This window comes from Nocardiopsis salina YIM 90010 (genome assembly GCF_000341025.1).
In the GTDB taxonomy this organism is placed as follows: Bacteria; Actinomycetota; Actinomycetes; order Streptosporangiales; family Streptosporangiaceae; genus Nocardiopsis; species Nocardiopsis salina.
On sequence record NZ_ANBF01000065.1, the window covers coordinates 1 to 13,907 of the forward strand.

Annotated in this window: 13 protein-coding genes; 8 read left to right on the forward strand and 5 right to left on the reverse strand. The window is 71.0% G+C overall.

Features of this window, described 5'->3' with window-relative positions; translation table 11 throughout:
• Positions 1 to 120: 120 nt before the first annotated feature.
• Entirely contained in the window at positions 121 to 651 is a 531-nt protein-coding gene (locus tag D474_RS0106545; RefSeq protein ID WP_017612787.1) for a SigE family RNA polymerase sigma factor, read from the reverse strand.
• Positions 652 to 929: 278 nt separating this feature from the next.
• Between D474_RS0106545 and D474_RS0106550 the strand changes: the two genes are divergently transcribed.
• From D474_RS0106550 to era, 6 genes are all read left to right on the forward strand, one after another.
• Positions 930 to 1,280 (forward strand): histidine triad nucleotide-binding protein, encoded by a 351-nt coding sequence (locus D474_RS0106550; RefSeq protein ID WP_017612788.1) that lies wholly within the window; start codon positions 930 to 932, stop codon positions 1,278 to 1,280.
• Positions 1,281 to 1,428: 148 nt separating this feature from the next.
• The gene (locus tag D474_RS0106555; RefSeq protein WP_017612789.1) at positions 1,429 to 2,541 is read left to right on the forward strand and encodes a PhoH family protein; all 1,113 of its coding nucleotides are present in this window, start codon (positions 1,429 to 1,431) and stop codon (positions 2,539 to 2,541) included.
• Positions 2,542 to 2,686: 145 nt separating this feature from the next.
• Positions 2,687 to 3,175: an rRNA maturation RNase YbeY gene (gene ybeY, locus D474_RS0106560; RefSeq protein ID WP_017612790.1), complete on the forward strand. Its 489-nt coding sequence runs from the start codon at positions 2,687 to 2,689 to the stop codon at positions 3,173 to 3,175.
• Entirely contained in the window at positions 3,172 to 4,548 is a 1,377-nt protein-coding gene (locus D474_RS0106565) for a hemolysin family protein (protein ID WP_017612791.1), read from the forward strand. The genes ybeY and D474_RS0106565 overlap by 4 nt, the downstream gene beginning before the upstream one ends.
• Positions 4,545 to 4,889 (forward strand): hypothetical protein, encoded by a 345-nt coding sequence (locus tag D474_RS0106570; RefSeq protein ID WP_017612792.1) that lies wholly within the window; start codon positions 4,545 to 4,547, stop codon positions 4,887 to 4,889. Before D474_RS0106565 ends, D474_RS0106570 begins: the two co-directional genes overlap by 4 nt.
• Before the next feature lie 9 nt (positions 4,890 to 4,898).
• Complete coding sequence (gene era / locus D474_RS0106575) at positions 4,899 to 5,867, forward strand: GTPase Era (protein WP_017612793.1); 969 nt, start codon at positions 4,899 to 4,901, stop codon at positions 5,865 to 5,867.
• A gap of 142 nt (positions 5,868 to 6,009) precedes the next feature.
• On the opposite strand, the gene D474_RS0106580 is transcribed toward era, so the two are convergent.
• Complete coding sequence (locus D474_RS0106580) at positions 6,010 to 6,861, reverse strand: IclR family transcriptional regulator (RefSeq protein WP_275040772.1); 852 nt, start codon at positions 6,859 to 6,861, stop codon at positions 6,010 to 6,012.
• Between the two features lie 175 nt (positions 6,862 to 7,036).
• Between D474_RS0106580 and D474_RS0106590 the strand changes: the two genes are divergently transcribed.
• Together D474_RS0106590 and allB are read left to right on the forward strand one after the other, a co-directional pair.
• A complete protein-coding gene (locus D474_RS0106590; protein WP_017612796.1) occupies positions 7,037 to 8,311 on the forward strand; it encodes a DUF6986 family protein in 1,275 nt (424 codons plus the stop codon).
• A 96-nt stretch (positions 8,312 to 8,407) separates the two neighbouring features.
• Positions 8,408 to 9,763, forward strand: coding sequence for an allantoinase AllB (gene allB, locus D474_RS0106595; RefSeq protein ID WP_017612797.1), 1,356 nt, complete (start codon positions 8,408 to 8,410; stop codon positions 9,761 to 9,763).
• A gap of 371 nt (positions 9,764 to 10,134) precedes the next feature.
• On the opposite strand, the gene alc is transcribed toward allB, so the two are convergent.
• From alc to D474_RS0106610, 3 genes are all read right to left on the reverse strand, one after another.
• Positions 10,135 to 11,262 carry an allantoicase gene (gene alc / locus D474_RS0106600; RefSeq protein WP_017612798.1) on the reverse strand — a complete coding sequence of 376 codons (1,128 nt, stop codon included), beginning with the start codon at positions 11,260 to 11,262 and terminating at the stop codon, positions 10,135 to 10,137.
• Between the two features lie 87 nt (positions 11,263 to 11,349).
• Entirely contained in the window at positions 11,350 to 12,279 is a 930-nt protein-coding gene (locus D474_RS0106605) for a LysR family transcriptional regulator (RefSeq protein ID WP_017612799.1), read from the reverse strand.
• Between the two features lie 88 nt (positions 12,280 to 12,367).
• Positions 12,368 to 13,861, reverse strand: coding sequence for a nucleobase:cation symporter-2 family protein (locus D474_RS0106610; protein WP_017612800.1), 1,494 nt, complete (start codon positions 13,859 to 13,861; stop codon positions 12,368 to 12,370).
• Positions 13,862 to 13,907 lie beyond the last annotated feature (46 nt).

Sequence of the window (13,907 nt, forward strand, 5' to 3'; positions counted from 1 at the left end):
TCTCGGTTCTCTCACGGATCAGGTTGAGCCCTTCGGCGGAGGGCTGCACGGAATCGGCCTCGGTCTTGAGGAGCTGACGCAGCTGCGCCTCGAACTCGTCGTGGTTGTCGTGTGGGCTGGTCATGTCGTCTGCTCCAGAACAGAGCGGAGTGCGGTGATCCCGCGTGAGGTGTGGCTCTTGACCGCGCCTCGGCTGATGCCCATCGCGTCGGCGATCTGCGCCTCCGACAGGTCGCCGTAGTAACGGAGCACGATCGCTTCGCGCTGACGGGTGGGGAGTTTGCGCAGAGCGCGGATCACGGCCTCGCGCTCCAGCATGTTCATGGCGCCGTGTTCGGCGCTGGGGGCGTCGGGCAGGGCCTTGGGGGCGTGTTTCTCCACGACCGCCCTGTGGCGAAGGACCGACCGGGCCTTGTTCACGACCGCCTGGCGCAGGTAGGACAGGGCCTTGTTCGGGTCGCGCAGGCGCCGCCAGGCCCCGTGCATGGCCACGAACGCGTCCTGCACGACCTCCTCGGCGGTCGCGTGGTCGCGGACCAGGAGGGAGGCGAGCCGCACGAGCGGCCGGTAGTGCTCCCTGTAGAGCTCCGTCACCGCGTGGTCGGCGTCCCACTCCACCGCGAGGGGGGCCGTGGTGGCTCCGGCCACCATGGTTTCTGTCGTCACATCGGTTCGACGCACACCCTTGTCGCGGGGTTTACGAAAGGGCATACCTCTTCTTTTCCAAGTCGTGGTGCGATTCCATCCGTTGCCGTCCGAACACGCGTGGAAGGGGGCGGGACCGTCGAGGCCGACGCGCACGGGTGAAAAGCCTATCGCGCCGGAACCGGGCACACCCACGAACCCGTGGCTCCCGCCGCTCCGGGGCGGACGGGCCCGGCCTGCGGCATGATGGGGCCGGAACACCCTCGAGGAAACGGAGGTTCCCGATGGCCGAGGCAGACTGCCTCTTCTGCAAGATCGCCAAGGGCGAGGTGCCCTCGGAGATCGTGCGCGAGGGCGAGCGCACCCTCGCCTTCCGCGACATCAACCCCCAGGCCCCCACCCACGTGCTGGTGATTCCGCGCGAACACCACCCCGACGCGGCGTCGGCGGCGGCGGCCGGAACCGGCCTGGTCGACGAGGTGGTCCAGGAGGCGCACGAGGTGGCCGAGGCCGAGGGCATCGCCGGCACCGGATACCGCCTGGTGTTCAACACCGGAAGCGGCGCCGGGCAGACCGTCTTCCACCTGCACGCCCATGTCCTGGGTGGTCGCGGCCTCAACTGGCCCCCCGGGTAGAAAGGCCTGTCCACAGGCGGCAGAAGTGGATCGAAGCGGCCCGGGTCCCGTTGGTAGAATCGGGGTTCCGGGCCACGCACACACGTACCCACCCGCACCGGGGTGGGGCCGGACCGAAGGGTAGGGACAGCGGCCGCAAGGCCTCACCATGGCCGAGACAATCCACACGCAGCCGCGGCACGAGACTCAGGTCAAGGTCGTGGTGCCCGACGAGCACACGATGGTCAACCTGCTGGGGTCGGGTGACGAGCTCCTGCGCACCCTGGAGCGCTCCTTCGACAGCGACATCCACGTGCGCGGCAACGAGTTCACCATCAGCGGCACCCCCGAGGAGACCGCGGTCGTGGTCCGCCTCGTCGAGGAGCTGATCGAGCTCGCCAAGAGCGGTACCCACGTCACCCCCGACACCATCGAGCGCATGATCCACATGCTCGGTGCCGGCGGTGAGCGCCCCGCCGAGGTGCTCACGACCAACATCCTGTCCAACCGCGGCAAGACGATCCGCCCCAAGACCGTCAACCAGAAGCGCTACGTCGACATCATCGACCGGCACACGGTGGTCTTCGGTATCGGTCCCGCGGGAACCGGCAAGACGTACCTGGCGATGGCCAAGGCGGTCAAGGCGCTGCAGGACAAAGAGGTCAACCGGATCATCCTCACGCGCCCCGCGGTGGAGGCCGGCGAACGCCTCGGTTACCTGCCCGGCAGCCTCTACGACAAGATCGATCCCTACCTGCGCCCGCTCTACGACGCCCTGCACGACATGCTCGACCCCGAGTCCATCCCGAAGCTGATGGCGGCCGGGACGATCGAGGTCGCGCCCCTGGCGTTCATGAGGGGACGCTCGCTCAACGACTCCTTCATCATCCTGGACGAGGCACAGAACACCTCGCCCGAGCAGATGAAGATGTTCCTCACCCGCCTGGGCTTCGGTTCCAAGATCGTGGTCACCGGCGATGTCACCCAGGTCGACCTGCCCGGCGGCCAGACCAGCGGTCTGCGCACGATCGAGCGCATCCTGGGTGACATCGACGACATCGCGTTCTCCCGTCTGGGCAGCGAGGACGTCGTCCGGCACAAGCTGGTCGGGCAGATCGTGGACGCCTACGGCCGCTACGACGCCCAGCAGAACGGGGATCAGGGCGATCGCCGGGGCGGCGGCGGCCAACGCGGGCGCCGCGCCGCACCGCGCCGGGACCGGGGCGAGTCCTCCGGCTCGGACGGCGACGAGCCGAACGAGCCCGGGTACGGGGCAGACTAGGGAGACGGAGTCCCCGGTGCGCCCGGGGAACCCACGGACACTGTGCACGGAGCCGGTGGCCGCACCGGCGGTCACCGGCTCCGTGCAACGCTCGGCCCGAGCAACTCGATCACCCACACGTCCAAGTAAGGCAGTTGCTGTAGCGATGACCATCGAGGTCGCCAACGAATCCGGTGTCACCGGCATCGACGAGGAGCGTCTCTCCCGTCTGGCCCGCCACGTGCTCGACGCGATGCGCGTGCACCCGCTCGCGGAGCTGTCCGTCGTCCTGGTCGACGAGAGCCCCATGACCGACCTGCACGTGCGTTGGATGGACGAGCCCGGACCCACCGACGTGCTCTCGTTCCCCATGGACGAGCTGCGCCCCGGCGGCCCCGGCCGTACCAGCGATCCGGGTGTGCTCGGTGACGTCATCATCTGCCCCCAGGTGGCCGAGCGCCAGGGCGAGACGGCCGGCCACGGGACCCGGGCCGAGATCGACCTGCTGTGCACGCACGGCATCCTCCACCTGCTCGGCTTCGACCATGCCGAGCCCGAGGAGCACAAGGAGATGTTCGGGCTGCAGGGCGAGATCCTGAGGTCCTGGGCCGAGAGCGAGGCCGCGCGCTCCGACGGGGACGAGAGGTCCCGGTGAACCCAGCGTCCTGGACCGATCTGGCCCCGATGAGCACCGGCGAACCGGCCGAGTGGCTCTCGGCATTCGCGATCGCTCTCGCGCTCACCGCCGTGGCCGGGTTCCTGGTGGCAGCGGAGGCCGCGGTGACCCGCGTGCTGTCGATCGGGGTTCCCGAGACCTCCAACACCGAACGTGCCACCTTGGCGACCCGTTCCTGGGACCGTGTGGCCGCGAACCCCACGCGCCACCTCAACGTGCTGCTGTTCCTGCGCGTGGTGTGCGAGGTGTGCGCTGTGCTGGCCGCCACGGTCGGCATGGTGTTCCTGCTGGGCCTGGGGTGGACCGCGTTCGCCCTGACCGCCGTGGCGATGGTCGTGGTCGAGTCGGTGCTCATCGCGATCGCCCCGCGTATCCTGGGCCGCCAGTTCGCCGCCCCGATCGCCCGCACCAGCGCCGCCGTGATCCACCCGGTGCAGGTCGTTCTGGGACCGCTCGCGCAGCTGCTGGTGGGCGCCGGGCGTGCTCTGACCCCGCGCGGCAAGGGCGACCGGGACGGGCCCTTCAGCACGGAGGTGGAGCTGCGCCAGCTCGTGGACCTCGCGGAGAAGGGGGAGGTGATCGACCCCGAGGAACGCGAGATGATCCATTCGGTGTTCAAGCTCGACGACACGTCGGTGCGCGAGGTCATGGTGCCGCGCCCCGACATCGTCTTCACCGGGAGCGGGACCCCCGCCGACGAGGTGCTCACCACCGCCCTGAGCAGCGGTTACTCGCGTATCCCCGTCACGGGCGAGGACGAGGACGACGTGGTCGGCATTGTCTACCTCAAGGACCTGGTCGAGCGCATGCGCGACCGCTGGCGCGCCGGTTCGGACGACGCCTCACCCCTGACCGCCGCGGATGTGATGCGCCCCGCGCAGTACGTTCCGGACACCAAGCCCATCGACGAGCTGCTGCGCCAGATGCAGGGCAAGCGCAACCACGTCGCGGTCGCCATCGACGAGTACGGCGGCACGGCCGGCTTGGTGACGCTGGAGGACATCGTGGAGGAGATCGTCGGCGAGATCACCGACGAGTACGACCACGAGATCCCCCCGGTGGTGCGCCTGGACGAGGACCGCGTGCGCGTGACGGCCCGGTTGCCGTTGGGCGAGCTGGCCGAGCTCTTCCCCGACACCGAGCTGGACGTGGACGACGTGGAGACGGTCGGCGGTCTGGTCGCGTTCGTGCTGGGTCGTGTCCCGGCCGGCGGGGCCCGCGCCGAATACGCTGGCCTGAGGCTGACTCTGGAGGGCAAGAGCAGCCGCCGCAACCGCATGACGACGGTTCTGGTGGAGCGCCTGACCGAGCAGGGCGCACAGGAGACCCACGTGAGGAGTACGGAGCAGTGACGGAGACGACGGAGCTGGGCCCCGAGGACGGCAAGCTCATCACCCTGGCGCGGGCCTCCCGCGCACGCAATGCCGCACCCGAGGGCGCCGCCGTGCGCGACGAGACCGGGCGCACCTACGTGGCCACGACCGTGGAACTGCGGTCACTGCGTCTGAGCGCGCTGCAGGCCGCGGTGGCCGCGGCGGTCTCCAGCGAGGCCTCCGCGCTGGAGGCGGCGGTCGTGGTGACAGACGCCGAGGAGTTGACCGAGGACGACCGCGCTGTCGCGGACGACCTGAAGACCCAGGTGACGGTGGTCGCCGCCCCGGACGGGGCGCCGAAGTCCATCGTCCAGCGCTGAGAAGGACCCATGAACGACCTCGACCTCGAGAAGCTGCGTCTGCCGCTGGAGATGCCCTCCTACCCGGAGGGGTTCCGCAGCGGGTTCGCGTGCTTCGTGGGCCGCCCCAACGTGGGCAAGTCGACCCTGATGAACGCGCTGGTCGGCCAGAAGGTGGCCATCACCAGCAACCGGCCGCAGACCACGCGCCGCACGGTGCGCGGAATCGTGCACCGGCCCGAGGCGCAGCTCGTCGTCGTGGACACGCCAGGTCTGCACAAGCCGCGCACCCTGCTGGGAGAGCGGCTGGACTCGCTGGTGCGTTCCACCCTGGTCGAGGTGGACGTGATCGCTTTCTGCGTCCCGGCCGACGAGCCGATCGGCCGGGGCGACACCTACATCGCCAAGGAGCTTGCGGAGCAGACCTCCACGCCGGTGGTGGCGGTGGTGACCAAGACCGATCTGGTGGACCAGGACAAGGTCGCCGAGCAGCTGCTGGCCGTCAGTGAGCTGGGGGACTGGTCCGACATCGTTCCGGTCTCGGCGCAGGGCGAGTTCCAGTTGGACACCGTCGCCGAGGTCCTGTGCTCACATCTGCCGGAGGGGCCGCCGCTGTACCCGGACGGGGACCTCACCGACGAGCCCGAGGAGATGCTCGTCGCGGAGCTGGTGCGCGAAGCGGCCCTGGAGGGCGTGCGCGACGAACTCCCGCACTCGATCGCCGTGGTCGTGGACGAGATGGACGAGCGCGAGGGCACCCGTGACGGCAAGGACCTCATCGACATCTACGCGTCTTTGTACGTGGAGCGCTCGAGCCAGAAGGCGATCGTGATCGGGACCAAGGGCAAACGCCTGCGCGACGTGGGGTCGCGGGCCCGCAAGCAGATCGAGGGGTTGCTCGGGCACCGGGTGTTCCTGGACCTGCGGGTGCGGGTGGCCAAGGACTGGCAGCGGGACCCGAAGCTGTTGCGTCGGCTCGGTTTCGACCAGCAGACCTGAGGCGGCGCAGAACCCCGGGGATCTTGCTACTGGAGCCAATATCGGCGCTGAACCCGGCTCTGGTAGCAAGATCCCCCGCCATGGGGCCCGGCGGGGGAGCGTTCCTCCTCCGGGCCCTCGTCGTGTCCGGGGCGGGCCGGTGTCAGCTCTGGTTGTTGAGGTCGGTGGCCAGGGCCTCGGCGCACTGCTGCACGATGGGGGCGGCGTGGTCGACGAAGTCCCAGCTCACTCGGGCCTCGGGGCCGGAGACGGAGACCGCCATCCCCGAGGGGGCACCCTCGACGGGCACGGCCACACAGCGCACGCCGATCTCCTGTTCGCCGTCGTCGATGGCGAAACCGCGGTCGCGGATGAGGCCCAGCTCGCTGACGAAGTCCTCGGGCGCAGTGATGGTGCGGTCGGTGGCGGCAGGCATCCCGGTACGGGTGATCGTGGCCAGGGCCTCGTCGTCGGTGAGCTGGGCCAGCAGGGCCTTGCCGACCCCGGCCGAATGCGGCAGGACCCTGCGTCCGACCTCGGTGAACATGCGCATGGCGTGCGGCGATGGGACCTGGGCGACGTAGATGACCTTGTCGCCGTCGAGCATGGCCAGGTTGGCGGTCTCGCCGAGCTCCTCGACGAGGTGGGCCAGGTGCGGGCGGGCCCACGTGCCGAGCATGCGGGAGGCCTTGTCTCCGAGGCCGATGAGGCGCGGGCCCAGGGCGTAGCGGCGCGAGGGGAGCTGGCGGACGTAGCCGTTGCCGACCAGGGTGCGGATGATGCGGTGGATCGTGGGCAGGGGCAGGCCGGAGGAATCGGCGAGCTGGCTCAGAGAGGCCTCGCCGCCCGAGTCGGCCATGATCTCGAGCAGGGCGAAAGCGCGGTCGAGGGACTGGACACCGCTCGCGCGCCGGGGTGTGTCCTCCACGGCGGCGGACGGCTCCGTCCGGGGGGTCTGTGAGGGTGCCAAGGATCGTGCTCCCGTGCTGTCGGCCGCGGTGGTCACGGTGATCATTCTGCTATACGAAACCAGCTTCTCACGGGACGGGGTTCTAGGGCAGTGGTTGGCCTGGATGAGCCACAGTGAACCCTTGTTGTTCCGGATAGCAGAAGTTATTATCCGCATGTAGAAATCGTGGCCGGTTCTCATCCGAGGGCCGGACCCCCCACCGACGGAGGAGGACAGCCACGTGGCGAGGGACGACCTGCAGGGCGTGGACACACTCGCGGCCGGGCTCGACGCCCGCCTCAGCGAGGCCGACACCCGACTGGACCGCGACTACCCCGGCGCCCGCACCGCCCGCCAACCCGTGCACAGCGTCTACGTCCCCGCCGATCGGGTGCACGCGGGCCTGGCCGCCGACTGGGGGCGCCAGGCCCTGAACGCGCTCGACGAGCACGCCCCCACCCCCGCCGACCTGGCCGCCGCCACCGGACTCAGTGAGGCCGCCGTCGCCGACGCCCTGCCCCGCGTGCGTGCCAAACTCGAGCAGAACCCGATCGAGGACCTGCGGGCCGACCTCGAGGACGGCTACGGCGACCGTGGCGACGAGACCGAGGACACCCACGTCCTGGCCGTCGCCGACGCCTTCGTCACGGACCTGGCCAAGGGGCAGGCCCTCGAGTGGTTCGGGATCCGGATGAAGGGCATGGAGGCCGCCGGGCGCCACCGCGGGGTCCGCAGCCTGACCCTGTTCCTGCAGTCCCTGCTCGAAGGGCACGGCTCCCTCCCGGAGGGACTAGTGCTCACCCTGCCCAAGATCACCTCCGTCGAGCACGTGGAGGCGATGGTCTGGCTGACCGGGCAGTTGGAACGCCGCCTCGACCTGCCCCACGGTCGCCTGCGCTTCGAGCTGCAGATCGAGACACCGCAGTCGGTGATGCTCACCGACGGCACCGCCGCCGTCGCCCCGATGATCCGCGCCGGACAGGGCCGGGTCACCGCACTGCATTACGGCACCTACGACTACAGCGCCTCCATGGGCGTGGCCGCCGCCCACCAGAGCCTGGCCCATCCGGCGGCCGACCACGCCAAGGCCGTCATGCAGGTCGCCGCGGCCGGCACCGGGGTGTGGCTCTCCGACGGGGGCAGCAACATCATGCCCGCCGGGACCACCGACGAGGTGCGCTCGGCCTGGGGGCTGCACGCCGGCCTGGTGCGCCGGTCCCTCGAGCGCGGGTACTACCAGGGCTGGGACCTGCACCCCAACCAGCTCGTCACCCGACACCTGGCCACCGCTGTGTTCTACCGTGAGGCCTTCGCCCCCGCCGCCGAGCGCCTGCGCGCCTACCTCGGCCAGGTCTCCGGCAACGTGGTGGACGAGCCCGCCACCGCGCAGGCCCTGGCCGCCGTGCTCGCCGCCGGTCTCGGATGCGGTGCCCTGGAGGAGACCGAGGTCGCCGAGGCCACGGGCACCGACACCGCCACACTGGTGGCCATGGCCCACCGCCGCGTCGGCCAGTAGCGCCACACACCACCGGGGCCGGGTCAGCCGCGGTCCGGCCCCGGGACGCACCGAGGAAGGAGACGGGTGCCCCGCCGCGGGCGCCCACACACGCCGATGACCAGCCCCAGCTTCGCCGTCCACGCCGATCGTGTCCTCACCCCGCAGGGCCTGGCCCCGCACACGGTCGTGGTCGCCGACGGCACCGTGCAGCAGATTCTGCCCCGAGGTACCGAGCCCGCCGTCCCGGTCGACCACGAGATCACCCTCGCCGAGGACGAGGTGCTCCTGCCCGGGCTCGTCGACAGCCACGTGCACGTCAACGAACCCGGCCGTACCGAGTGGGAGGGGTTCGCCACCGCCACCCGCGCCGCCGCCCGGGGCGGGGTCACCACGCTCGTCGACATGCCGCTCAACAGCGTTCCGCCCACCACCACCGTGGGTGGGCTCGCCGCCAAGCGCGCCGCCGCCGAGGGCAAACTCGCCATCGACGTGGGATTCTGGGGCGGTTCAGTGCCCGAGAACAGCGCCCCCGGCCACACCGGGGAACTGGCCGACCTGCACGAACAGGGCGTCTTCGGGTTCAAGGCGTTCCTTTCGCCCTCCGGGGTGGAGGAGTTCGGCAACCTTTCGCCCGGTGAGCTGGAGACCGCCGCGAACGCCATCGCAACGTTCGGCGGGCGCCTGATCGTGCACGCCGAGGACCCCGACGTGCTCGACCGGGCCCCGGACTGCGCCGGGCGCGACTACGCGGACTTCCTCGCCTCCCGTCCCGACACCGCCGAGAACGAGGCGATCGCTCGGGTCATCGACGTGGCCAGGCGGACCGGGGTGCGCGCACACATCCTGCACCTGTCCAGCGCCGCCGCCCTGCCGCTCATCGCCCGGGCCCGGGACGAGGGTGTGCGGCTGACCGTGGAGACCTGCCCGCACTACCTCACCCTCGCCGCGGAGGCGATCCCGGAGGGCGCCACCGAGTACAAGTGCTGCCCGCCCATCCGCGACGAGGCCAACCGCGATCTGCTGTGGGCGGCCCTGCGCGACGGGCTCATCGACTGCGTGGTCAGCGACCACTCGCCCAGCACCCCCGATCTGAAGGACCTGGACACCGGCGACTTCGGCACGGCCTGGGGCGGGGTGTCCGGGCTCCAGGTCGGGCTGTCGGCGATGTGGACCGAGGCCCGCCGCCGGGGCGTGGGCCTGGAGGAGACCGTCGCCTGGATGTCCTCCGGCCCGGCCCGCGTGGCGGGCCTGCGCGGCAAGGGGGCCCTGGTGGCGGGCGCCGATGCCGACCTCGCCGTCTTCGCCCCCGACGAGGCCTTCTCCGTGCACGCGGCCGAACTGCGCCACCGGAACCCGGTCAGTGCCTACGACGGGGCCGAGCTGGTCGGCCGGGTGCGCCGCACGTTCCTGCGCGGTGTCGAGGTCGACGGCACCAGCACGGACGGGCGCATGATCGAGCGCCAGGACTGAGCCGTCGGACTGGCGGGGGAGCAGTCCGTCGAGGGTGGTGGCGGGCGCCCGGCGCCTGCCACCTTCCGCGGTGGGGCAGCCCCTGTGCGCCGCGGACCATCGTCGCCACGAGGCACCGCACGTCTTCCTCGTCGAAGGGGCGGCGGCACGCTGCCGTGCGGAACACGCTCCTGAGGACGGTGCCCGTGCGCATGCGCACCCGGGCGTCCGTCCTGGGGCTGAACGAGCATCCGGGCCCCAGGGCTGACCAGCCGGACCGCGAGGGCGGAGCCGCTGGTGGCCCGGCCAAGGTCCCTGCGCCGTGGCCGCCCGCGTCCGGGACGGGGCTCGGGGCCGGAACGGGGCGCGCTCTGCTCCGGAACCCGTGAGGATCAGGCCTGGGCGGAGTCCCAGCGCTCCTGGAGCGCCCGGGCGCCGGCTTCGGTCAGAGACCCGTACACGTGCAGGCGTGAGAGGCCACCGTCGGGGAAGACGTCGGTACGCACGTGGGTCGCGGTGACCGGGGTGTCCAGCACGAAACGGTGCTCGCTGTCCGGCTGCAGCGGGGTGCGTGCCACGACCTCGGTCCAGGCCTCGGGGGCGGGGCCGTGGGCGTCACGGGCCAGAACGGTGATCCACCCGGCCGAGTTGCCCTTGAGGTAGGCGGTGTCGATCTCCAGAGCCCGCACCTCGGCCTGCGCCACCAGGCGGAACCGTACCCAGTCGTTCCCGGTGTCGCGGCGCCGGCGGTTCTCCCAGCCGTCGTCCATCTTGTGCGAACGACCCGGGGTGATGATGTTCTCCGGTGCGGAGAAGAACCGGTCGGAGGCGTCCTCGACAGCGCCGCCGTTGAGCAGGGCGGCCACGTCGAAGGAGCCCTGCGCGGCCAACCACCGCGGGTCGGCGACCGGCTCGCCGTACACCCGCAGCCGGGCGACCCCGCCGTCGGGGAACTGCTTCAGGCGCAGGTGGGTCCAGCGGCGGGCCGAGGTGACCTCGAACCCGTTGGCGGCGTGCCCGTACACGGGCGTGCGCGGGACGAGCTCGGTCCACTCAGCGGCCAGCAGCTCCTCGGTGGTGGGGGTTCCGGGCACACTGGCGGCCTCGACGGAGACCTCGGTGGGGTGGTTGCCGCGGAAGTGGGCGGTGTCCACGTTCACCCCGCGCACGAGTCCGGGCAGGGCCAGCCGGACCAGCGCCCAGTCGTTGTCCTCGTCGGTGGGGTGGGGCTGCTCGGCACTCACACCGCGGCGGCGCCGGGTCTCCCAGCCGTCCATGACCTTGCCCTTGTGTCCGAAGGCGTGCGGATCGAACACGGCCGACTCGGTCTTGAGCAGGTTCTCCCGGTGGGCGAAGAACTCGTCGTTGGCGGCCACCACGGCGCCGCCGAGCCGCCGGTCGGCCAGGTCGACCAGGCCGTCGAGGTCGAGCTTGCTCTCCTTGTAGTCGGCGAAGGGGTCGCCGCCGGGATAGGGCTGAGCGTTGTAGGAGAGGGGATCGAAAGCCGGGGTGGTGCTCATGGGGCTCCTGTCGTGTCGGTGGGTGGGACACGACCAGCGTCTCAACGGAAACCGATAAGCACCAGCGAAAGTTTCTGATCAGTACGTTCAGGAGATCTGAACATTGTCCTCGTCGAGCCCTTCTGCGGTCCGGCGCAGCGCCTCCAGCGCCGCCGCGATCCGGGGATGCTCCCCGGCGCCGGCCCGTACCACCGCGATGACGTGGCGCCGCGGCCGGTCCCCCGAGGGCACCCGCAGCACCGTTCCGGGGGTGTGGCCCGCCGCGGCCAGACGCGGTACGAGCGCCAGGCCCATCCCGGCCGCGACCATGTCCAGGATCGCCCGCCAGTCCGAGGCCACGTGCGCCTGGTCGGGAACGAACCCCGCTTGCGCACATGCGGCCAGGGTGATCTCCCGCCAGGGCCCGGAGGCGCCGTAGATCCAGCCTTCCCCGGACAGGTCGGACAGCCGGGGCGCCCGCTCCGCTCGGGCCCGGGGGTGGGACGCGGGCAGCGCCACGTCCAACGGGTCTGCCAGGAGTTCGGAACGGTCGTAGCGCCCGTCCGGACCGGCCGGGGCCTGGGCCGCCAGCGACAGCCCGATGTCGATCTCGCCCGCGGCGAGCAGTTCGTAGACCTCGGCGGCGTCGGCCTGGTGTACGCGCGTGGACAGCCCGGGGCGTTCCTGCGAGAGCGTGTCCAGGGCCGGAACCACCAGCCGGGGGATCGCGGTGGCGAAGGCGCCCACACGCACACCCCCGGCCTCACCGCGGGCGAACCCCTCCAGCTCGGCCTCGGCCCGCTCCAGCTGGGCCAGGACGGTGTCGGTGTGGCGCAGCAGCACCCGGGCGGCCTCGGTCAGGCGCACCCCGCGTCCCTGCGACTCCAACAACGGGGTGCCCACCTGGTGGGCGAGCGAGGACAGCTGCTGCGAGACGGCCGAGGGTGTCATGCACAGCGCGTCGGCGGTGGCCCGCACCGTCCCCAGCTCCGACAGTGCCCGCAGTACCCGCAACTTCCGAAGATCCCAGTCGGTCACAGGCCCAGAAGTACCAGGTACGGGCGCAGGCGCCGAACCGGGAGGGGGCGCTGCCCCTCCCGGTCGGCTCTCCCCGCGGGGGCGGGGGTCAGGAACGGTCACCGCCGGGCCGTTCCCCGCTCTCGTCGTCGCGGTAGGCGGCACCGGCGTGGTCGGTGTACTTGGCCTCGCCGGGGCCGGCGCTGCCGATGTCCTCCTCCTCGATGCCTGCCGGAGCACCGTCCTGCGGGCGGCGGCCGATCACGTGGAAGCAGATGTTGAGGACGATCGCGACCACCGCGGCACCGATGATGCCGGAGTGGGCCACCAGCTCCACCGCCTCGGGCAGCTGCTGGTAGAAGGTCGGGTAGGCCAGCGGAACGATCGCGACACCGATCGCCGCCGAGACCAGCACCAGGTTGAGGTTGTCGGTGAAGTCGACCTTGGCCAGCGTCTTGATACCGCTCGCAGCCACGCTGCCGAACAGCACCAGTCCGGCGCCGCCCAGCACGGGGCCGGGGATGGCGGCCATGACCCCGCCCAGCACCGGGAACATGCCCAGGACCAGGAGGATCCCCGCGCCTGTGGCGACCACGTAGCGGCTGCGCACGCCGGTGAGCGCGAGCAGGCCGATGTTCTGGGCGAAGGAGCTCGTGGGGGTCGCACTGAAGATCGGGCCCAGGATCGAACCGCTCACGTCGGCGCGCAGGCCCGCGGAGATGCGCTTGGCGTCCACCTTCGAGCCGGTGATCTCGCCGACCGCGATGATGTGCGAGGCACCCTCGGTGAGCACCACCAGCATGATGATGCACATGGTGACGATCGCGGCGACCTCGAACTGCGGGGCACCGAACTGGAACACCGAAGTCGGGTCGAAGACGGTGTCGGCCTCGTTGACGCGGGAGAAGTCGGCCATCCCGAACGGGATCGCCACCAAGGTTCCCAGGAGCAGGCCGATGAGGATCGACAGGCGCCCCCAGATCCCCGGGAGCACACGCGAACCGATCAGGATCACCACGAGCGTCAACCCGGCCAGTGCCATGTTGCCCAGCGGGGCGGAGGGTTCGACGGACTCGTCCTCCATGATCCAGTCGGCGGCCACCGGCATCAGGCTGACGCCGATGACCGTGATGATCGTGCCGGTCACCACCGGCGGGAAGAAGCGGATGAGCTGCCCGAAGAACGGGGTCAGACACAGGGCGAACAGACCCGCGGCCAGGGACGCGCCGAAGGCCACGGGAAGGTTCTCGCCGTCGTTGCCCGCCGCCAGCGACGTGATCGCGCTGACAGGGACGAAGGAGCAGGCCACCACGATCGGCATCTGTGCACCGATACTGCGGTGTCCCACGGACTGCATGAAGGTGGCGATACCCGCCACGATGAGCGCGCCGCTGACGAGGATGCCCATGGCGGCAGGGTCGTTCGCGAGCCCAGCGGCGGCGCCGATGACGAGGGCCGGCGCGACCGCGCCGGCGTACATGGTCAGGATGTGCTGGAGCCCGTAGATGAAGAGCAGCCGTGGCGGCAGCTTCTCGTCCTCGGGCCGTTCGGGGGAGGAGGCGTTCGGTGTGGCCGGGTCCTTCGCGGACGGACTGTTCGACATGGCCAGATACCAGCCTTTGCGGTGGAGGGCCGCCGGCAGCGGCGGG

Excerpts from the sequence above, each read along its gene's own strand:
- D474_RS0106545 (WP_017612787.1), bottom strand. The coding sequence starts at position 651 with ATGGTGGCCGGAGCCACCACGGCCCCCCTCGCGGTGGAGTGGGACGCC.
- D474_RS0106550 (WP_017612788.1), top strand. The coding sequence starts at position 930 with ATGGCCGAGGCAGACTGCCTCTTCTGCAAGATCGCCAAGGGCGAGGTG.
- D474_RS0106555 (WP_017612789.1), top strand. The coding sequence starts at position 1,429 with ATGGCCGAGACAATCCACACGCAGCCGCGGCACGAGACTCAGGTCAAG.
- ybeY (WP_017612790.1), top strand. The coding sequence starts at position 2,687 with ATGACCATCGAGGTCGCCAACGAATCCGGTGTCACCGGCATCGACGAG.
- era (WP_017612793.1), top strand. The coding sequence starts at position 4,899 with ATGAACGACCTCGACCTCGAGAAGCTGCGTCTGCCGCTGGAGATGCCC.
- D474_RS0106580 (WP_275040772.1), bottom strand. The coding sequence starts at position 6,861 with ATGATCACCGTGACCACCGCGGCCGACAGCACGGGAGCACGATCCTTG.
- allB (WP_017612797.1), top strand. The coding sequence starts at position 8,408 with ATGACCAGCCCCAGCTTCGCCGTCCACGCCGATCGTGTCCTCACCCCG.
- alc (WP_017612798.1), bottom strand. The coding sequence starts at position 11,262 with ATGAGCACCACCCCGGCTTTCGATCCCCTCTCCTACAACGCTCAGCCC.
- D474_RS0106610 (WP_017612800.1), bottom strand. The coding sequence starts at position 13,861 with ATGTCGAACAGTCCGTCCGCGAAGGACCCGGCCACACCGAACGCCTCC.